Source organism: Flavobacterium sp. 9AF (genome assembly GCF_902506265.1).
In the GTDB taxonomy this organism is placed as follows: Bacteria; Bacteroidota; Bacteroidia; order Flavobacteriales; family Flavobacteriaceae; genus Flavobacterium.
The window spans coordinates 674733-699172 of the sequence record NZ_LR733556.1 but is presented as its reverse complement, the minus strand read 5'-3'; the positions used below and the strand labels follow the sequence as shown (position 1 = coordinate 699172).

7 protein-coding genes are annotated in these 24440 nt (G+C 29.3%); 2 read left to right on the top strand and 5 right to left on the bottom strand.

Translation table 11 applies throughout. The features are described 5' to 3' along the window. Window positions 1-384 precede the first annotated feature (384 nt). Complete coding sequence (locus HALO113_RS03225; RefSeq protein WP_159777646.1) at window positions 385-939, top strand: DUF6817 domain-containing protein; 555 nt, start codon at window positions 385-387, stop codon at window positions 937-939. Window positions 940-957: 18 nt separating this feature from the next. Then, window positions 958-1902 carry a TauD/TfdA family dioxygenase gene (locus HALO113_RS03220; RefSeq protein ID WP_159777645.1) on the top strand — a complete coding sequence of 315 codons (945 nt, stop codon included), beginning with the start codon at window positions 958-960 and terminating at the stop codon, window positions 1900-1902. Window positions 1903-2269: 367 nt separating this feature from the next. On the opposite strand, the gene HALO113_RS03215 is transcribed toward HALO113_RS03220, so the two are convergent. The 5 genes from HALO113_RS03215 to HALO113_RS03195 form a co-directional block, all read right to left on the bottom strand. Continuing rightward, window positions 2270-3010 carry a thioesterase II family protein gene (locus HALO113_RS03215; RefSeq protein ID WP_159777644.1) on the bottom strand — a complete coding sequence of 247 codons (741 nt, stop codon included), beginning with the start codon at window positions 3008-3010 and terminating at the stop codon, window positions 2270-2272. A gap of 148 nt (window positions 3011-3158) precedes the next feature. Next, window positions 3159-4430, bottom strand: coding sequence for an MFS transporter (locus tag HALO113_RS03210; protein WP_159777643.1), 1272 nt, complete (start codon window positions 4428-4430; stop codon window positions 3159-3161). Continuing rightward, the gene (locus HALO113_RS03205; protein ID WP_159777642.1) at window positions 4431-10103 is read right to left on the bottom strand and encodes a non-ribosomal peptide synthetase; all 5673 of its coding nucleotides are present in this window, start codon (window positions 10101-10103) and stop codon (window positions 4431-4433) included. A 1-nt stretch (window position 10104) separates the two neighbouring features. Then, window positions 10105-14625 carry a type I polyketide synthase gene (locus HALO113_RS03200; protein WP_159777641.1) on the bottom strand — a complete coding sequence of 1507 codons (4521 nt, stop codon included), beginning with the start codon at window positions 14623-14625 and terminating at the stop codon, window positions 10105-10107. Between the two features lie 6 nt (window positions 14626-14631). Further along, complete coding sequence (locus tag HALO113_RS03195; RefSeq protein ID WP_159777640.1) at window positions 14632-24426, bottom strand: non-ribosomal peptide synthetase; 9795 nt, start codon at window positions 24424-24426, stop codon at window positions 14632-14634. Window positions 24427-24440 lie beyond the last annotated feature (14 nt).

The window sequence follows — 24440 nt, the reverse complement described above, 5'->3', positions numbered from 1 at the left end:
AATGTAAGCTCTCCAAAAAAAGTACAGTTTAAAATATAAAATTATTTTTTAATAATGAATTAATTTTTTTTACATTAGCATTTTATGTTTTTTTCTTAATTACGTATCTAATATTTTTTGCGTAAGATATCTATTGTAATAATTGATAGTTGCGAAAATTTCGAGACATATTAAATAAAAAAGCAATAAATAGAGTGATTAAATTACCTTTTGTTTGCCCATTGAATGTAAGATTTAAAAGGATATTTTCACGGTTACAATTATAAAGTTTTAGGTTTTGATGCAACCAAATAATTTAGACATTTAATAATTTTTCGTAATGAAAAAGTAATTAGTTGATATAAATAAAAAGAGATTAATAAACCATACTTAATTACAAAGTCGATGATTGATCAAAAGTATATTACTTTACTGGATACTCTTAAATTTAAAAATAGTTTTCATTCAAGCCGGAATCTATTAACACACTTAAAGGGAACTTACACAGTTCTTAGCGATTGGGGCAACCCTCAGGAGATTTGTTTAGCTGGATTATTTCACAGTGTATATGGCACTTCATCTTTTAAGAAAAAATCTATTAATTTAGATAAACGAGTAATGGTTCAAGATATTATTGGAGTAGACTCTGAAGAGTTAGTCTATTTGTTTTGTGTTACAAATAGAAAATTTCTTCAACAAATTGATAATGAGAATATAGAATTATACAATAGAATAACAGATGAAAATGTTAAAATTTCTAATGAAATTCTAAAATCTTTAATTGAAATAGAAGCTGCAAATTTAATTGAGCAATTCCCTCATCTCTTTTTTGGAAAAAAAAGAGCTTTAAAATACATCGATAGAATATCCCAGGAGGCAAAAAATCACTTAAGTAATCCTGCACAAAAAGAATTAAAAAAAATAGTAGATCAATACAGAAATAAAAGGTTGTTTTTCTAACTAAATAAATATATTAAAATGCTATCTAATACAGAAGAAAACTTACCTTATATATGGTATAAAAAAGAAAATGACAAAAGAAATCTTCAAGAAATCATTAAAGATGAGATTGATATCATATTAAAATTAATTCATACAAATGGTGCAATTTTATTTAGAGGCTATGACATTGATAATGAAATCTCTCTAGAGAAATGTACTTCTAATTTTCCTGGTGACAGTTTAGATTATATTGGTGGAAACTCACCCAGAACGAAGTTACACAATAAAGTATACACATCGACTGAACATCCATCAGAGTCATTTATTTCTCTTCATAATGAGCTATCTTATGCCAGTAACTGGCCTAAGTTTTTATTTTTCAGTTGCTCTATTCCTTCACATATTGGAGGAAGCACTGTCATTGCTGACAGTAGAAAAATATATAATGATCTTTCTGAAAAATTGCTAAACGAATTCAAAAATAAAGGTGTTAAATATATCAGAAACCTTAATAATGGCATCGGTGCTGGGATTTCTTGGCAAAAAACTTTTGAAACCAATAACAAATATGAAGTTGAAGAACATTGCAAATTAAATCAAATTGACATAAAATGGCTTAACAATAATAACTTACAATTAATTCAAAACAGACAAGCTGTACTTCAACATCATATTTCGAAAGATTGGGTTTGGTTTAATCAAGCTGATCAATTTCACCCTTCAACTAATCCCCCTGAAATATATGAAGCTCTTATGGATTTTTATGAAGATGATGTACTTAGTATGCCTCAATACGCATGTTTTGGTGATGGAAGTTTGATTCCTTTAGAATACTTTGATGAAATAAGAGAAGTAACAAAAAAACATAGTATTTATTTTAAGTGGAACAAAGGTGACTTACTAATTCTTGATAATATTTTAATTGCTCATGGCAGAGAACCTTTTCAAGGAGAACGAAAAATCCTAGTTTCTATGTTATAGATATATTTCTGACACTATGATAAAAACGATATTTACGAGATAAAAAAGCTATAGTTTCAAGAGTACCGGATGGGCCCTTTCGCAAACAAACATTATTAACTTAAAATTTAAAATACTCAATACATAACATAACAAAATCATTGACTCATACCGTTTTAGATTTGCTTCTTTGAATGAACTCGATGAAATATTTAATTGGTTCAGTAATTTTTCCGATTCCTAAAATCAATTAAAAAGGTTTGAAATAATTTTATGAAAGACCTGAAGCGAGCTTTCACCTTCAGTTTTCGATATAGGTTTATCGATTGATACTGAAGCTGAAGCAAAGAAATAGAGTAAATGAAAAATAAATTATTTAGATTATGCTTTATTTAGGACTTAAAACATGTTTCAAAACTGTTTTATCTGTAGTTAAGCTTACCATTTCATCTAAAATCAACTGATAATTATTAAATATAAAAAAATGATTTCCATTCAAAACACGTATATTTATGGGTATTGTCGTTTCATTTTGCCAATCTTTTAATTGAATCATCTTAATTTTTTCTTGATCTCCAATTCTTAAGAAAATCGGTAAAGACATTTTGTCTACATCTTCTAAGTATTTATAATTTTCAATCGATCTAAAATCGGACCTCAATATTGGTTCAAAAAATAATTTGAGATCTTCATTTTTCATAATCTCATCTGAGATCCCTCCCATTAAAAATATTTCATTCCAAAATTCGTCCATCGGCAAATTAGATATTTTTTTTTCAAATTCTACAGAAGGAGAATTTCTGCCTGTAAAATACAAAAACAGTGGTAATCTTTTTTTGTTCTTAATAAGCATTTTTGCAAGTTCATACCCTAAAAGTCCTCCCATGCTATGACCGTAAATAATGTAATCTGTATTTTCAATACTATTAACAACTTGGTTATAAACATCTAAAACTTGTTGACTGAATTCGTTAATAAAATCCTGATTAAGTCTTTTACCTCTGCCAGGAAGTTCAATTGTTATCCATTCATAATTTAAAGGGGTCTTTAATTCAAAACTTCGATATGAATATACATTACCTCCTGCAAAAGGCAATGCAATAATTTTAATTATTGGGCTTTTCATCATTAATTTCTAATTTTTTAGATGCAACGGTATAGAATATTTTCTTTTCTATGCTAAAGAAAAAAGTAATTCCCATATGAGGCAATAACTTGGTGTCATTTTTAATCGTATAATTTTACTAGATAATAAATTTAAAAAACACATTTATTTCCTAAATCGATTCTAATGAATCAATATATAATTTATCTAATTTTTCTATATTTTTAATTTTTCTATATTTAATAGAAACCAAAGTATTCAAAACACCTAATAAGGAAAATAGAAACATAATTGCTATTGTCTTATTTGGCAAGCTGTTTGCCAGATGTTTAAAATCAAAGTATTTTACAATTGGCAATATCAAAAAATCAACTATAATTCCACCTAAAAGGTATGATAATAAAATAGCAGATCCCATAATAATCGTTCTATATCCCATAACTCTTCCATCAAGTTCATGTGGGACTATAACATGCCAAAATGAATTTATGAGCACATTTATAATCGTTATGGAAAATGCTAAAACAAAAGCAACAATGCTCAGCAAAACTGAATTAATATATAAAAAAACACATGAAAACAGCACCAAACCAATAAAAATATTCAGATTAAAAACAGCAGCAACAGGATTTTTTATTCCCTTATAAAAAGATGCAAAAAGGCCCCCAGACAAAAGACCAATACCCCCAATTGACATTACTACACTTAACGTAATTTCGTTTGAAAAATCTAAGACTAATGGTGCAATCATTACAGATGCCATACCAAGAGGTAAATTAGTTATAAAATAGTATCCTAAAATTCGAACTAGACCTTTTTCACTTTTTAAATAAGAAAATACAATTGTTGAATCTTTAAACAAGTTAACTCTCTTGATTTCTTCTCTACTCTCTCCGAAATTAAAAAATAAGAAAACAAATACCGTTATAAAATAGGTTAACAAATCTATGTACAATAATCCTTTTAAACTTATAATAGCAAGCATTATAGGTGCTATAATAGGTGCCAAAATTCTGATAATGGCAAATCCAATCTGCTCAATGCTTTTAGCTTTCCTTGCGAGCTTTTTTGGAACCAAAAATTTTGTAGAAACATAATATGCTTGAGTAATAAATCCGTTACAAATAGATTTTACTAAAACAATCAAAATGATGAACCAATCGGATAATATATCATTATCTACTAAAAAAATTAATATTAGTGTTCCTATACCAGCAATCGCTTGCCCAAATATTATGATTATTTTTCTATTCCATCGATCTATAAAACTTCCAATAAAAGGGCTTAATAGTATTTGAGGTGCAATTGCGGAAAAGCTAATTAAGGCATAAGACAATGTTGATGTAGTATGATTTAGTGTCCAAATTCCAAGTGTAAATCCTGTTAATGCATTTCCAAATGAAGATATTAGTACCAATAATAATAATAATAAAAACTTTTTCATTTAAACCCAATTTTTGATTTCAATATTTTGAGAGCTACTAGCAATTCGTAAAACCTCAATAAAATCTTCACAAATTAGCTCAATCAATAAGGGATTTATAAAATCTTTTCTATACTTACAATTAACAGCAATTCCATTTTTATATATTTCAAGTGTAAATGATAAGTTAAAATGTATATGATGACTCAGGTTGCTATGGGAAGACTTTGCCTCACTAATATCTCTTTCATTATAAACGTCTGCAATAACATTAATCATTGCTGACATTAAATCATTCCATGAGACATTTACATCTTCAACATAGTTTTGGTAATAAATATGATCCATCGCTTCTATGAGCTGATCTTTGCATAACATTAATGAACTCTGAAAATCTTTTTCATAATCAACTTTAATCCTAACTAACAAATTCCCAATTAACCATCCAACTATTTTTGAAAAATCTTCATTACTTCTAGTTGATATTGGAGACAAAATTACAAAATCATTCTGATTGCATATTCTTGATAAAAAAACGCTATAACTAGTGAAAATAAAATTAAATAAGCTTACTTTATATTCAGAAGATGCTCTTTTAATGTCGTTTAAGATCTCCTCAGATATTACGAACTTATAAGACGCACCATTTGTTATTTCATTTCTTGAAACATTCAAATTATCTTTTTTATGCTTTTTGAAAATATCCGATTCATTTAGAACATCTTCCCCACTATTTAACAATAATACATTATCTAAATATTTCTCTTTAAGATTTAATTTAGCAGGAGTATTCTTTAAAAGATTTATGAAATGCGATTTGTGCATACTTAATTTATCACCCTTATAATGCTCATTATGATATTTAACATAGTCTTTAAATTGTAATTCAAGAGGTTTTAACGGGTTTTCATTATTATCTTTATAAGCATTGTAAATTAAATACAGCTCATCTACTAATATTTTGATTGCTGTAGCATCACAAATGATATGGTCCACAACAAAAATAAACAGGTACTTACCTTCTTCATATTTAATTAAATTACATGAAAAAGATTGTTCAGTACTAAAATCAAACAAATGATTTGAAATTGTGTCCACAAGTGACGCCATTTCTTCATCTTTTTGTTTACTTTCACTTATATCAATTAATTTAAGACTATTTGGAAAATTATCTATCTCATATATTCTTTGAAAAACATCTTCTCCACGACGACAAAATAATGTTCTTAAATTTTCATGTCTTAAAACTAAACTTTCTAACGTTTTAGATAGAGCTTTTTCATCAACATTATAAAGTTCTGTTTTAATTACTGTGTTTTTTGCTGTGTATATACCTAATTCATATTCTTTAAACCTCCATTTTTGATTATACAAAACTTCATGTAGTTCTTCTCCTATATTATCTTTAGGACTAATCTCTTTTAATTCTTTAATACGATTATCGTTTATATTTTTTTCTTCTATAACTTTAGAAAGCAACTCTATGGTTGGATTTACAAATAAATCTTTAATTGTCACATCTTCTGTTATTTTTTTCTGTATTCTAAATATAATTTGCATTCCAATTAATGAATGTCCGCCTAATGCAAAAAAATCATCTTTAATTCCAATCTCCTCTATACCCAATATTTCTTGCCAAATCTCAACTAACTTGCATTGGATTTCGTTAATTGGAGCAACATATTCATTTTTTATCAAATCTTCCCCTTCCATTTTTGACAATTCATTTCTATCAATTTTACCATTTGGGGTTAATGGAAATTTTTCTAACTCAACTAAGCTGGTCGGCATCATATAATCTGGCAAAACTACTTTGAGATAACTTAGTACTATTTCAGGACTTATAATTATCTTAGGATCATATGATTTATACTTTTCTAATGTTTCATAGACCAGATTATTATTGGTTAACTTATTATTAGTTTTTTTATTTGAAATGGTATCGATAGATAATCTAGTACCATAGATAATATAAAGTCTAGAATTTTGCAAATCCATTTCTTGCTCAATCTTTACAGAATAACCCTTTTCTAAAAGAGTAGATTTTATAAATTCAAGACGATTTTCTTTGTCGTGAACCTCTATTATAATTTGTTTTATTTTATTCCAATCTTTTTCTTGAATCCCATTAATAACATCTAATTCAGCTTTTTCAACATCAATTTTAAGTAAATCTATTTTATCTATTTGCTCCTCTTCAATAATTGTTGAAATAGTGCGTATTTGGCATAAAACCTCTTCTTGAGAATCAATAATAAAATCTACTAATTGTTTATTATCTGCTAAAGGATTTACGTTTCCTAAATAGCTAGACAACAATTCACTATCTTCTTCTAAATTTGGATATTGAGTTGATATAACTGTATTATTTCTACAAAATGAGAAAGTTACATTATCTTCATTTTTATCCCCAATTCCATAATTGAGATTTTTAAAACATGCTTTATCAGAATGAATAAATAAATTCATGTTTAAAACATCAAATAGCTGGTCGATTGGCTCAAAACTGTATATAGTAAGATTATCTGCTTGATTTGCAAAAAACAGTGACGCAATTCCAATATTTGCCCCAACATCAAATATAGTGTCTCCATGGTTAATTGTTATATTTGATAAATATGTATTGGTTTGAAATATTTCTTTATGTAAAAATTCTAATTCGCTTTTTCGGTATGCAAATGCACTAAAATCTTTATTCAGTACTTCGTAGCATAAATTATTTGCTGCTATTTTATCCTTATATATTTCTTTTATATAATTAACTCGAGCCTCCAGAGAGTTCTTATTAGCTGTATAGTAACCCACCATATACTTGTTTACACCAATGTCTGTGTGTCTTTCCCTTACTAAAACACAACTCTGATTAACACCAGAAATTTGAGACAATACATTTTCTACTTCTCCTAACTCTACTCTGTGTCCTCTAATTTTTACTTGATGATCCTCTCGCCCTAAAAATTCAATATTGCCGTCAGGAAGCCATCTACCTAAATCCCCAGTATTATAAACTTTTGTATCACTTTGAAATGGATTATTAATAAACTTTTCGGCTGTTAAATCCGGTCGGTTCAAATAACCTCTTGCCAAACCATCTCCTGATACATAAATCTTACCTACAACTCCGATGGGAACCAAATGCTTTGATGAATCCATTATTAAACAGCTTGAAGTTGGAATTGCTTTACCAATGTTAGATTGTTCGCATTCTATTTCACTTTCTTTGATTTCTTTATAAGTAACATGAACGGTAGTTTCTGTTATACCATACATATTGATTAACTTTATTTTAGAATATCTCTTAAACCAGTCAGAAAGTAATAATGGATTTAACGCTTCTCCTCCAAAAATAATATATCTTAATTTAAATTCTCTCTTTTCTTTTCTTTTTTCAAATTCTATTAAATTGTAAAATGCCGAAGGGGTTTGATTTAAAATTGTAACAGATTGATCATATAATAATTCTATGAATGCTGGGGTATCTTGAGCAATACTTTTAGGTATGATCAACAATTTACCTCCATATAATAATGCTCCAAAAATTTCCCATACTGAAAAATCAAAACTATATGAATGGAACATTGTCCATACATCTGTTTCTTTAAAATCAAATAACGGTTTTTCATTAAAAAAAAGTCTCACAACATTTTTATGCTCCAGTAAAGTCCCTTTTGGGTTTCCAGTGGTTCCAGATGTATATATTACATAAGCTAAACTATTTGGTTTGGCAATTTTTTCGAGATTTAATTTAGAATATTTCTGTTGATTTTCATAAAAAAACTCTAATTCTGCATCATTGATTATCACTTTACTGTCGCTATCTCTAACAATGTAATCAATCCTTTCTTTAGGATAGCTGGAATCTATGGGAACATAAGCCGCTCCTGATTTTAATACGCCTAAGATTGAAAAAATCATTTTTTCACTGCGATCTAACTTAATACCAACCAAATCGTCCGGTTGGACATCATAATTAGTCCTCAAATAGTCACCTAATTGATTAGCCATTTGATTAATTTCTAAATAACTAAACTTTTTTTCTTCAAAAACTAATGCTATGTTGTTTGGTGTTTTTTCAACTTGTTCTTCAAATAAATCAATTATAGTTTTATCTTTTGGGTAAGATACATTCTGTTCATTAAATAAATTTAAAATCTGATGCTTTTCATATTCTTCTAAATAATCAATTTCATCGATTGCTTTTTCTGGTTGATCAATTGCTTTTGAAAGTAAATTTTGAAAATGTGTAATCATTCTTTCAATCCAAAAGAAATCATAAATATCTGTATTATATTTCAAATGCAATTGCAATTCATCTTCAATCATTGAAAATGAAAAGGTTAAATCAAAAGGACTTGCCTCTTTAATAATATCCTCATAAGGTGCTATCTTTAAACCTTTTAAATCATGATTTACCAAGTTAACAATTCCTTGCTGGGTTTGTAAAACTACCATTACATCAAATAATGCAGAACGACTAGCATCCCTTTTAAATTTAAGTTGATTTATTAAATCATTTAATGGGTAATCCGAATTCTCATAAGCACCTAATAATGTTTCTTTTTGATATTTTAATAAATTTGAAAATGTAATTTCTTCTTTAAATCGAGTTCTTATAGCCAAGGTATTAATATATAGCCCAACTTGATTTTGTAAATCAACATGTTCTCTACCTGCTATGGGTGTTCCAATTATTATATCATTTTGTCCTGTATATCTATGCAATAAAGTATTTACACCAGACATTAAAAGCATAAATAAAGTAGCATCATGCTGGCTGGCGAATTTTTTGACTTTTTTTGAAAAATTCTGATCAAAAGTATGACTAATAGTTTCTCCGTTGTAACTTTGAATTATTGGCCTTTTTTTAAAACTAGGCAAATTTAATATTGGTAATTCTCCTTCAAATTCTTTTAACCAAAATGTTTTTTGTTTTTCTAATCTTTCCAAAACAATATCACTTTTCAGCCATTGTGCGTAATCTTTGTATTGAATTTTTAATGCTGGTAATGATATTTTACTGTTGTTAATTAATGCATTATAAATTTGGATAATTTCTTTAGTTAAGATATCTAGAGAAAAACCATCTCCAATTGTATGATGAATAGTAATAGCCAAAATGTGTTCAATATTCGACAATTTTATAATTTTAGCACGAACCAAAGGAGCCTGGGTCAAATCAAATTGATTTCTAAACTCTTCTTCAATAATCTTCTTCGCAAATGACGCACCACTTACACTAATATCTTGAAAATCAACATGGAAATCAATCCGACTATAATCTAATATAAATTGTTTGATATCGCCTTTATCATCCTTTTTAAAAGAAGTTCTTAAACTATCATGTCTTTGAATAACCGTTTTAAAAGCAGTCTCAAGATTAACAAAAGAAAAATCTCCTTTTAGTACAAAAACATTTGAAATATTATATGCTAAACTTCCTCCTTCAAATTGACTAAGTATCCATAATCTTTTCTGCGAAGATGTCAAATCATAATTCTCTTGAACTTTTGATATTGGTATTGAATAATTCTCTTCGTTATTACTTAAAAACTTTATTAAATCTTGTTTGTTTGTTTTTATTTCATCAATAATATGCTCTGATAAACTGTTCCCTTTAAACTTTACAATTAATTCGTTTTCTTCAACTTTAAGATAAATTTCTTCTTTTACCAGTTTTTTTATTAAATCAATCATATTAAATTTTTATTTCATTAAAAAATTCATCAACATTATTAGAGCAGTGAATATTATTTATAGTATCAATATTTTCTGCTAGAAAATAAATAGTTGGTTTAACAAACATTTCTTTGAGAGAAATGTTAATTCCAAAAATTTTCTTTATAGTATTCATTATTGTCATCGCCTTCAACGAATCTCCTCCTATCTCAAAAAAGCTATCATTAATTCCAATATCTTTTATTCCAAAAAAGTCTTGCCATATTTTACACAATATTTTTTCAGTTTCAGTCGTAGGGGCAACATACTTGGACTTTAGCAATGGTCTTTCTGTTTTAACTTTTACAAAAGCAGTAGCTTTCTCAACTTCTTTGATAACTTTATCTACTGTAAGATTTTTTGAATCGTTAATCCAATTTTCAAGATCTTTTGTTGAAACAATAAAATTGGGCAAATTATATAAGATTGAATATTCTAACAATTTAATTCCTTCAGCATTTGTGATTCCTGTTTGATCTAAATACTTTTTTAATTCTTGATTTATACTTTTACGTTTCCTTGCATCAATAGCCATACCTCCTTCTTTCCAAGCATCCCACAAGATACTTATAACCTTATTTTCTGACCTTTGCGCCTGTGCAAAATAGTTTTGAAAAATATTAGCAGCAATATACCCTACTTGTCCAAAAGGAGCCATTAAAGAAGAGTTTGACGAACACATCACAAAGAAATCTAAAGCGTATTTTAAGGAAATATCGTAAAGATTTTTAGTTCCCAATATTTTGGCAACAAAAACATTTTCACATTCTTCGTTGGTTCTATCCTGAATTAATCCATAAAAATCTGCTACCCCAGCAGAGTGAATAATTCCATTCAACTCTAGCTCATTTTCTTGTATTGATAAACTTATTTTAGACTCTAAAATTTGTTTATCAATCAAATCTGACTCGATAAAAATGATTTTATTTTTTCCAGTATTTAATTTTTCTAAGTAATCGTCCTCTGGGTATGTTCTTCCTACCAAAATTAAATTAGCATCATACTCATTAACTAGATATTCACTAAATACTCTTCCAATACCACCATTACCACCAGTAATTAAATAAGTACCATTCTTTTTGAAATTGCCGCTTGGAACAATATTTTTAGCTTCAATCATTTCATAGCTAGGCTCCCATAATTCACCTTTCCTGTAAGCTATTATTTCCTTAGACCTATAAGTATTAGATTCAATAATTAATAAATTAAGAATATTGTTTGATGTAACATTAAATTCTAAAGCATCATATTCAATGCAATTACATTTAATCCGTGGGTATTCCTTTGGTATCACTTTTAAAGCTCCTAATACCGTAGATTTTTCATATTTTATCTCATCTTGTTTAAAAACTTTAAAAAGATTTGAAATAACAACATCTATAGTTAAACTTGAATTTTTAATTTTCAATTCAAAACTTCTTACAATATTCAAAACACTAAAATAACCACTATACTGAATAGCTCGAACCGATCCATTTGAATATGTATCAACTTCGTCACAAGTATTCCAAAGATGTAAAATTCTGCAGGTCCCTTTTATTTGTGTAGATAAATAATCGAAAAGCTGTTTATAGTTGTCTTCATTAAAAATGTTGATATAAAACTCATTTCCATTATTAATGAATTCTTCACCTTGTTTTACATAAAAAATAGTACTCGAGTCATTTTTAAGTTTTTTTTGTACCGATCTAGATAAGTTTGAATCATTTACAAAAACTATAGTCCAATCAAACGCTTCTTGTGAATTCAAACTAAGATAAGTTACTTGCTTCCATTTCTGATTATATATGTATTCCGTGACATTTTCTGTTTTTTTTATATCTCTAGAACCATTCTCCAAAATCTTACTAAAAGGATCTACTCTTACAGGGAAAACATTTTTCTCAAATGAGTATGATGGGGCAGAAATTTTAAAATTTTTCTCAAATTCATAAAAAGTATTCCAATTCACATCAATTCCTGCTTTCCACAATTCTCCAACACATTGCATTAATTTTTTGTTGTCATCAATTTCTTCAAAAGGATGTTTAATTAAATTCATAGAAATAATATTTCTATGAATTTTATCCAAATTGTTTTGTTGAAGAAAAGTAGTTAAAGCTGTTCCTGGTCCAACTTCAATAAATACGACATCATCATCTTCCAGCAACGTCTTGATTCCTTTAGAAAAATTAACTGTATTTTTTAAATGAGAGCCCCAATACTCTACAGAAATTGCTTGCTCATTAGTAATATACTTGCCATCAAAATTGGAAATAAAAGGTATTTCAGCTTTAGATAATTTTACCTTGTTAATTTCCTTTTTTAAATCTTCTAAAATTGGATTCATCATTTCAGAATGAGATGCAATAGCTATTTTTAATCTTCTAAAAGGTGCTTCTTTTAAAGAAAGATTCTTTTCTAATTCTACTATTTGTTCAATTGTTCCTGATGCTACGAATGAATCCGGAGAGTTTATTGCTGCAATTGAGACTTTTTCTAACAATGAAGCAGGAATCGATTCAGCCGATACTCCTATACTCAACATACAACCTTCTTCGACTTGACTCATAAGTCTGCCTCTTGCAGAAATTATTTGCAGTGCATCTTCAAAAGTAAAAACACCACTCACACAGGCCGCTACATATTCACCAAGACTATGGCCAATCATCATGTCTGGCTTTACTCCCCAATGAATGAATAGTTTTGCTAATGAATATTCGAAAAGAAAGAGTAATGGTTGTATATTCTCAATATTATTAATTAGTTTATTTTGAAATTCATCAAGGGACTCGTTAAAAATGATTTTTTTAAAATCTTTTCCATTTATACTTTTAAGACAATCAAAACCTTCATCCATTACCTTTTTGAAATAAGGCTCAGATAAATAAATTTTGTAGCCCATATTAATGAATTGGGTTCCACCTCCAGGAAACATAAAAACCACTTTCCTTTTCTTTTTAAAAGTCTCTTGAACAAATTTATCTTCCTCAGAAATTTTTAATAAATCAATTAATTCTTGATTATTTGCACAAACAAAATAATCCTGAATATCAAATTTAGCCCTTGTTGTATGAAGAGTATAAGATAAATTTGAAAGATTGACTTCAGGGTTGTTCTTTAAAAAGGGAATTAAATCATTTTTGTACCTCTGCAAAGATGCTGAGCTTTTTGCGGAAAGTCTTACAATCTTATAAGGACGATTATCAAATGATTCCACATTGGTAGAAAATTCTTCCAATACAATATGTGCATTAGTTCCTCCAATACCAAAAGAGCTAACTCCTGCCCTTAAAGGCTCTTGATTTATACTTTTCCATTCCTGACAATTTTGATTCACATAAAAAGGACCATTTTTAAAATCAATATTAGGATTTGGTTCATCATAATTCAATGAGGGAGGAATAATTTTATGTTTTAATGATAAAGCGGTTTTAATTAATCCAGCTATTCCTGCAGCAGCACTCAAATGTCCCATATTGGATTTTACAGAGCCTAAAGCACAATGTTTTTCTTTATTGAAATTAAAGGCTTTATTTAAAGCTTCTATTTCTATTGGATCTCCAAGTTTAGTTGCTGTACCATGCGTTTCAATATATGATATTGAAGCAGCAGGAATACCAGCAATCGCATGTGCCAATTTAATACAATTTGCCTGACCATCTACACTTGGTGACGTGTAACCAATTTTATTACTTCCATCATTATTAACTGCTGATGCTTTGATTACAGCATAAATAGAGTCTTTATCTCTAATTGCATCATCTAATCTTTTAAGAACAACAACACCTATACCTTCCCCTGAAATTGTACCAGAAGCATTAGCATCAAAAGATCTGCAATGTCCATCCTTCGAGAAAATCATACCTTCTTGATAAAGATAACCTCTCTCTTTAAGTGTATTAATTCTAATACCGCCTGCAATGGCTACAGAACATTCTCTAAGTAAAAGATTTCGACATGCTAAATGCACTGCTGTGAGTGAACTTGAACAAGCGGTGTCTATATAGTAACTTGGACCTCTTAAATTTAATTTATAGGAAATTAAAGTGCTTATATAATTTTTATCAGATATTTGATTAAGATAAAATGGATTAACATTACTTCCTTGAGAAGTCAATGCATGAACTCTCCAATTTAGGTTATCGTTAGCCGCAACAAAAATTCCAATTCTTTCGAGATAATCATGAGGGTTACAACCAGCATCTTCAAGTGCTACCCATACTTGCTCATGAAATAACCTTATTTGCGGATCCATTAATGAGGCTTCTTCTTGTGTATATCCAAAAAACGAATAATCAAATGTTTCCGATTCTATTGATGACTCAACGCCTATGAAGTTAGGATCATTAATCTGAACATCTGACATCCCAAAACTCTTTAACTCATCTTCAGAGAAAAAAGTAGTCAACTCAACACCATCAATCAAATTTTTCCAAAACTCATTAACATCTCTAGATTTAGGAAACTTTCCTGAGATTCCAATTATAGCTATATCTTTACTATTAGTTTGATTTTTCATATATTCCTAGTTCATTAAATTTATTATATCATCAAGATATTCAGAAATATTCTCATCCTCTGAGTTGCTTTCTTCAACGATTGTTTCTTCATAAAAAATCTTTTGAGTCAAACTCCTAATAGTTGGATATTGAAAAAGTAGAATTATCTTAACATCAAGCCCGAATTCACTATTAATTTTACTTAATATTTTTATCATTTTTAAAGATGTCCCTCCCAAATCAAAGAAATTATCATCTATTCCAACATCATCGTATTTTCTTTCTAATTCACTTGCTATAATATTTACCATTTTCATATCTATTTCATTTCTAGGCCCATAATATTCTACACCTGAAGAAAGGACTGACAAATTCTCATTAAGTAAAATATTTTTATCTATTTTACCATTGCTGTTTAGCGGAATATTATCTAATTGAATAAAATATTCGGGGATCATATAAGTTGGTAAAAACACCTTTAGCTGATCTCTTAAATAAATAGTATTTAATTCTTCATCTGAAACAATATATGCTATTAATTGTTTACTCGAATCACTTCCTTCTCGAGCAATTACCACACTTTGCTTGATGCCTGGTATTTCTTGCAAGACGCTTTCTATCTCTCCCAGCTCTATTCGAAAACCTCTAATTTTAACCTGATTGTCTGTTCTTCCCAAATATTCAATAGTACCATCAGATAACCAGCGAGCCAAATCACCCGTTTTATACAATCTAGATTCAATATTCGCTTGAAAAGGGTTTGAAATAAAGCGATCTTTAGTTAGGTCAGGAAGATTCAGATAACCTCGCGCCACTTGTATGCCGCCAATGAATAATTCTCCTACTACACCTATGGGTACTGTATTTCCATCTTTATCCAAAATGTACAAACTGGTATTTGAAACCGGCTGGCCAATAGGAACTATGTCGAGCTCTTTTACATGCAATGGAACCTGCCAGTATGTAACATCTACAGCGGCCTCAGTTGGACCGTATAAGTTATACAATGCGGTTACTGGTAATTTTTCTCTAAATGTTAAAACATGATTCTTCTTAAGCTCTTCTCCACTGCATAAAACACGTTTCAATGTCCTGCAATCATCAAGGTTGATGTCCTGCAAGAACACTTCAAGCATTGAAGGAACAAAATGAATCGTTGTTATTTCCTGCTCCGTGATTATGTTTTTTAAATAAAAACTATCTTTCTGTCCTCCTGGTTTTGCTAAAACTAATTTTGAACCGCTTATCAAAGGCCAAAATATTTCCCAAACTGAAACATCAAAACTAAAGGATGTTTTTTGTAAAGTTTTGTCTGATGGAGTCAGTCCATAATATTCCTGTGTCCAATACAAACGATTTACAATATTTTTATGCTCTACCATAACTCCTTTTGGAGTGCCTGTCGAACCAGAAGTATAAATCACATAAACCAAGTTATCAACACTGATTTCAATATCTAGAGGCAAAATCGATTCGTTGTTTAGACTCTCTGACTCTTGGTCTAAATAAATCAAATCTATCGCTGCATCACTTAATGGCAATGGGCAGCTTTCTGAGCTGGTCAAAAGAATTTCGCTTCCTGAATCTTCTAACATATAATTGATTCTGCTGATAGGATATTCAGGGTCTATTGGTACATAGGCACCTCCAGCTTTTATAATTCCAAGCAGTCCTATTATCATTTCAATAGAACGATCTATACATATTGCTACTAATGATTCCCTTTTTACTCCTCTTCTTTGAAGGTAATGCGCCAGCTGATTCGAGCGTTCATCAAGTTCTCTGTATGTTAATTCTTCTTCCTCAAAAATCAAAGCAATAGCAGATGGCGATTGAGCAACTTGGATTTTTAACAAATCGACTAAAGTTTTATCATGGTCGTATGCCTTTAAGGTATCATTGAAATCTGCCGTCAATGTTTTCTCCTCTTCTAAACTTAGAAAGTTAAGGTCTTTTATCTGTTGATGCGGATTCTCTACAATATTGTTTAACAGTAGTTCATAATGACTTGCCATGCGCTCTATTGTCTCTTGTTTAAACAAATCTGTACAATATTCTATACTCAATTCAAGTCCTGACTTATTTTCTGTCAGATTGAATATTAAATCAAATTTACTTATAGATTGTTTTAATTTCTGAATTGAGAATTTGAGACCTGTAGCATCTAAATTAATTTCATATATCTCTGATTTGTCTTGAAAAACAAATAAAACTTGAAACAATGAAGTTGTACTCAAATCTCTGTTTTTAACAACTTTTTCAACTATTTTCTCAAAAGGGACATCTTGATTTGAATATGCTTCTAAACAAGTCGTTTTGGTTTGTTCTGAAAATTCAAGAAAACTTGAAGTCTCATCTAAATGACTTCTCATTACAACTGTATTTACAAAAAAACCTATAAGTCCTTCGAGCTCGTTTTGATCCCGATTAGCAACAGGTGTACCTATACAAATATCATTTTGTCCAGTATATTTATACATTAATATTTTTAAGCCACTCAAAAGTGCCATAAATAGAGTTATTTCACAATCTATTGATATTTTTTTTAGCTTATCAACTAGTGTTCTTTCAAAAATAAAATCTACAGAACTACCATTAATAGACTGTATATTGGGTCTTTTGTAATCTAATGGTAAGTTTAACGTTTCTGTATTTTTTAATTTATTTTCCCAATACGTTGTTTTCTCTGACAGCACCTTCTCATTGAAATATTGTCTTTGCCAAATTGTATAATCCGAATATTGAATAGGCAACTCATTTAATTGTTGAGGTTCTTTTGTTATTTTAGATTCGAGAATTGATTTTAATTCATTAATTAAAATTGGTATTGACCATCCATCCGCGGCGATATGATGTATCACAACAATCATGTAATGTTGATCTGTATTTTCTTTAATAATTTTGACTCTAAAAGGATAATCTTTATTTAAGTTAAAGGGGTTATAAATTTCTTGATTAATTAAAATTTCAATATCATCCTGCGTATTGATTTGAAAATTTTCTACATATTCTAATCTCCACAAATCAGGAGTAATTACTTCCTGATAAACGGCTCCATCTCTTTCAATAAAAATAGTTCTCAATGCCTCATGACGATTTATTAAAACTTTAAACATATCTTCAAATACATCTTTATCAACAAATCCTTCTATTTTTAGTGCAAATGGGATATGATAATGTGTACTGCCATATAACTTATCAATAAACCATAACCTTTCCTGAGAATAGGATAATGGAATATCATCTGGGCGTTCATTAATTTTTATAATTGATAACTTACTAGAGTATTCAATAGCTTTGATATAATCCGAAAGAGATGCAATTGTAGGGTTCAAAAACAAATCATTTATGCTCAAATCTTTCTTCAGCTCTTTTTTAATTCTTGATCCAACTCGAATTGCTAATAAAGAATGCCCACCTAACTCAAAAAAATTATCATGAATTCCTATTTTATCTCGTTTAAGTAATTCTTCCCATATAACAGCTAACTTCTGCTCTAATTCGTCTCTTGGTTCAGCATATTTAATGTTTATTTGAGCTAATTCTTTCTCTAATAATATTTTCTTATCTACTTTTCCATTTGCAGTTAAAGGAATTGATTCTAAATTAACAATTAATGCTGGAATCATGTAATCTGGTAATTTTAATTTCAGCTGTTGCTTAATTAATTCTTTATCAAAATCGCCATCTATAACTACGTAAGCTACTAAAGATTTATTTTCATCTTCTTCACGAACTATTACAACATTTTGCTTTAAATTTTTTACTTCTGATAAAGCTTTTTCGATTTCACCTATCTCAACTCTGTAGCCATTTATTTTAACTTGATTATCTATTCTATTAATATATTCAATGTTGCCATCTGACAACCAACGAACTAGATCTCCTGTACTGTATAATTTACTATTATAATCATCGGAGAAAGGATTCTCTATAAACTTCTCATTAGTTAAATCTGCCCGATTATAATATCCTCTTGAAATTCCTGCTCCTCCAATAAATAACTCTCCAGCAATTCCAATAGGAACAGGTTTTTTAAATTTATCTAAAATATAGACAACACTATTTGTAAATGGCTTACCAATAGGTATAATGCCTTTCTTTTCTGTTAAATCAACTTTATAAAATAACTTCCCAATAGTTGTTTCAGTTGGTCCATAATGATTCAAAACTACACATTGGTAATCAGTTTTTTTAATCTTTTCAATTATCTCCATCGTTAATTTATCTCCCCCAAAAATCACCATTTGTTTAGGCAGAAGTATATTATTATTATATTCCAAGGATTTCCAATGAGATGGTACAATTTTTATACAATCGACTTTATTATTCTCAAAATATTCATGCATACTACTTGCATTAGTAAGTGACTCTCTTGAAAATAAATGAAGTGTTTTGCCTAAGAGAAGTGAGCTAAACAAAACGGTATTACCAAGATCTGCTGCCATTGTTGACATTAATCCAAATGAAGAACACATTGTTATATCTGTGTGTTCAAAAAGACCAGATATATAATCTAAAACATTATGATGCGATATAACTACTCCTTTGGGCTTTCCTGTAGAGCCTGAAGTATAGATAATGTAAAAGTCATCATTGATAAAATCATCAAAACATATAAGTTCTTTTGTTGATTCATTTTCTTCAAATATTGCTTTATTATCTATGTCAATTAATTCTAAATCATCTTCTGAATCAAATAAATTCTGACAAAATTCATCAGTCAAAACAAACTTTAATTTTGTGTCTTCTGTTATAAATTTAATTCTACTTTTTGGCAATTCACTGTCAATAGGTAAATACACCGATCTGATTTTCAAAATCCCCAATATAGCTAAAACCATTTGCAGAGGACTTTTCAAACATACACCTATCGTTTCATGAGACGTAACATTTCTAGATAGAAGGTAATTGGCTAGTAAACTTGATTTTTGATCAAGCTCTTTATAAGTTAAACTTTGATTTTCAAAAACTAGAGCCGTTTCCTCGGGTGAAATTCTTACTTGCTCTTTAAATAATTCGATAAATGATTTATCATATAATTTATCAGCTTTAGGCTTATTAAATTTAACTAATATTTTATGCTTTTCTTCATCTCCTAAAATATTTAATTGATCAATTTTATCGTTTGGATTTGTTAAAATAGAGGATATAAGAGTATTATAATGTTCAAACATTCTATTAATGGTTGAAGCCTTGAATAAATCAGTATTATACTCTATAAAAATATCTAATTCAGAGTCCGTTTCGATCACATTAAATGCTAAATCAAATTTAGACATTTTTTGGATGTAATCTTTCACAACAACGTTTAATTCCCCTATGTTTAAACGAGGAATAATTTCATTATTATTAAATATAAATGCGATTTGAAATAAAGGATTTTTACTTAAATTCCTTTCAGGCTGAACTCGTTCTACAATTTTCTCAAAAGAAACGTCTTGATTATTAAATACCTCTAACGTAGAATCTTTAATTTGATTTAAAAAATCTCTAAATAAACTATCTCCTTTTACTAAATTCCTTAAAACTAATCGATTAGCAAAGAATCCTATCAGCTCTTCTATTTCATCGTAATTTCGATTTGCTACTGATGTCCCAATACATATATCTTCTTGATTAGTATATTTATAAAGCATTACTTTAAAAATTGCCATCATTGACATAAAAAGGGTAACTCCTTCCTCTTTACTATATTTTTTTAACTTACTACTTACCTCTTTATCAATCTTATATCTTGCATTACTCCCATTTAGACTTAAAATTTTTGGTCGTGAATAATCCGTAGGTAAATTTAATTGAGTAACATCTTTTAGTTTTTCTTCCCAAAATTTAAGTTTTGTATTTAAAATTATTTCATTAGTATTAGATCGTTCCCAAATAGCATAGTCTGCATATTGTATAGGTAGTTCTTTTAATCCATGTTCAATTCCTTTTTCTTCGGATTCATAAATTTCCAATAATTCCTTTACAAAAATTGGCAGTGACCAGCCATCAATATTTATATGATGCATAACTAAGAGCAAACAAGATTTTTCAGTTGAAAGTTTAAATAGCTTCACTCTCAATAATAAATCTTTTGACAGATTAAAGGGCCTATCTATCTCATTCTGTATTAGATAATTTAAATCCTCTTTTTCAGTCGTATTAATTTCTTCAAAAAATGAAACTGATTCGTCATCTATTTTTAATATTTTTTGAAATACTTCTCCTTTATCTTCTACAAAAACTGTTCTTAATATTTCATGTCTATCAATTATTTTTTTAAAAGAGTTATATAAGACTTCAACATTTACATTTCCAAATAATTCTAATACTACTGGTAAATGAAATTGAACACTTCCTTGTTTTTTATCAATAAACCATAATCGCTCCTGCGCAAAAGAAAGAGGTATGTTCTCAGTCCTTTTTTGCTTTTCAATTGTTGCAGAAACAGGAATTATTTTACATTTTTGAATATACTCTGAAAAATCTTTAACTGTAGGATTAATGAATAATTGTTTCACTTCAGTTTCAATATTCAATCTTTTTCTTACCAAGGAAATTACCCTCACTGCAAGCAGTGAATGTCCACCTAAATCAAAAAAATTATCGTAAATACTAATTTTGTCGAGGTTTAATAATTCTCCCCAAATACTTACTATTTCTTGTTCTATTTCATTTCTAGGCTCAGTATATTCTTTGCGATTTAAAACTGAATCATTAAATTTAGGTAATGCTTTCTTATTAATCTTACCATTAGATGTCAGTGGAATTTCATCTATACTTATAATAGATAATGGGATCATATAATCTGGCAGCCGCGTTCTAAGAAATTGCTGTACTTCTATTAAATCTAAAACTCCATCTGAAACAATATATGCTATTAATTGTTTACTCGAATCACTTCCTTCTCGAGCAATTACCACACTTTGCTTGATGCCTGGTATTTCTTGCAAGACGCTTTCTATCTCTCCCAGCTCTATTCGAAAACCTCTAATTTTAACCTGATTGTCTGTTCTTCCCAAATATTCAATAGTACCATCAGATAACCAGCGAGCCAAATCACCCGTTTTATACAATCTAGATTCAATATTCGCTTGAAAAGGGTTTGAAATAAAGCGATCTTTAGTTAGGTCAGGAAGATTCAGATAACCTCGCGCCACTTGTATGCCGCCAATGAATAATTCTCCTACTACACCTATGGGTACTGTATTTCCATCTTTATCCAAAATGTACAAACTGGTATTTGAAACCGGCTGGCCAATAGGAACTATGTCGAGCTCTTTTACATGCAATGGAACCTGCCAGTATGTAACATCTACAGCGGCCTCAGTTGGACCGTATAAGTTATACAATGCGGTTACTGGTAATTTTTCTCTAAATGTTAAAACATGATTCTTCTTAAGCTCTTCTCCACTGCATAAAACACGTTTCAATGTCCTGCAATCATCAAGGTTGATGTCCTGCAAGAACACTTCAAGCATTGAAGGAACAAAATGAATCGTTGTTATTTCCTGCTCCGTGATTATGTTTTTTAAATAAAAACTATCTTTCTGTCCTCCTGGTTTTGCTAAAACTAATTTTGAACCGCTTATCAAAGGCCAAAATATTTCCCAAACTGAAACATCAAAACTAAAGGATGTTTTTTGTAAAGTTTTGTCTGATGGAGTCAGTCCATAATATTCCTGTGTCCAATACAAACGATTTACAATATTTTTATGCTCTACCATAACTCCTTTTGGAGTGCCTGTCGAACCAGAAGTATAAATCACATAAACCAAGTTATCAACACTGATTTCAATATCTAGAGGCAAAATCGATTCGTTGTTTAGACTCTCTGACTCTTGGTCTAAATAAATCAAATCTATCGCTGCATCACTTAATGGCAATGGGCAGCTTTCTGAGCTGGTCAAAAGAATTTCGCTTCCTGAATCTTCTAACATATAATTGATTCTGCTGATAGGATATTCAGGGTCTATTGGTACATAGGCACCTCCAGCTTTTATAATTCCAAGCAGTCCTATTATCATTTCAATAGAACGATCTATACATATTGCTACTAATGATTCCCTTTTTACTCCTCTTCTTTGAAGGTAATGCGCCAGCTGATTCGAGCGTTCATCAAGTTCTCTGTATGTTAATTCTTCTTCCTCAAAAATCAAAGCAATAGCAGATGGCGATTGAGCAACTTGGATTTTTAACAAATCGACTAAAGTTTTATCATGGTCGTATGCCTTTAAGGTATCATTGAAATCTGCCGTCAATGTTTTCTCCTCTTCTAAACTTAGAAAGTTAAGGTCTTTTATCTGTTGATGCGGATTCTCTACAATATTGTTTAACAGTAGTTCATAATGACTTGCCATGCGCTCTATTGTCTCTTGTTTAAACAAATCTGTACAATATTCTATACTCAATTCAAGTCCTGACTTATTTTGAATGAATTCAAAAGTAATATCAAACTTAGATGTCTTTTTTTCTATTTTTAATTGCGTTAGAGTTACATCATCAATATTTATTATCTGTGCATAAGGTTCATTCTGTAGAACTAATAAAACCTGAAATATTGGACTACGACTTACATTTCTATCTTTTACAACTCGCTCAACAACTTTTTCGAATGGCACATCTTGATTTGAAAATGACTCTAAAGTTACTTTACGGATTTGATCTACAAAGACACTAACGCTATCATTTTCATCAAGATAACTTCTTAAAGCAATAGTATTGACAAAAAATCCAACAAGATTTTCCAATTCATTTTGACTCCTATTAGCGACTGGTGTACCTATGCAAACATCATTTTGACCTGTATACTTGTACATTAATATTTTCAAGGTGCTTAAAAGAGTCATAAAAACACTGATTTTATTGTGTTTTGAAAAACTAATGACATTTTCATTTAATTGCTTTGAAAAGCTAAAATCTATAACATCTCCATTATTACTTTGAAGCGAAGGATAAGAATAATCAATAGGTAAATTTATTGGAGTTACTCCATTCAATGTTTTCTCCCAGTACTTCAACTTATCTTCGAGAACTAATTTTTCCCAATACTCTCTTTGCCATAGAGAATAATCCGAATATTGTACTGGTATCACGCTTAGATTAGCAGATCTATTATTTTTTTTTGATCGATATAATTCGCTCAATTCATTAATAAAAATTGGGATTGACCATCCGTCAGATATTATGTGATGCAAAACAACAACAAGTAAAACCTCATCAGAAAAGTTTATTATCGTACCTCTAATCAAATAATCTTTTGAAAGATCAAAATCCCTCTGAATCTCATTAAGTATATATTCATTTATTACTTTGTCGTCATTAATTTTTGAATCATTGATAATTTTTATATTCCAATCAATATCCAATATTTCACTTTGGTAAGGAACTCCGTCTTCATCTTTAAAATTAGAACTTAGAACTTTGTGACGTTTTATAATATCCTTAAAAGATTGCTCTAACATTTGGATATTTAAGTCTCCATTTATTTTAAAAACAGCTGGCAGATTATATTGAGCACTTTTTTGAAATTTATCAACAAACCAAAGTCTTTCCTGTGAAAATGACAAAGGAATTTTGCTGAAGACATTATTTCTGGACTTTACAAACTCAGAAATTGATAATTCTTCTTCCTTAGGTTTCATTAATTGATTGCTCAAAAAATTTAATATTGCCTGTTTTTGAAATTTTAAATCTTCTATTATAGCATTATCTATTATGGCATCATCGGTAAAATGTAAATTAAGTTTATCATTATTTTTAGAAACAATAATTCCATGGTCATTTGCTTTTTTTAATAGAGCTAAAATTGTTGAGATGCTATTATTTTCTTGCATTAATTTGGTGTTTT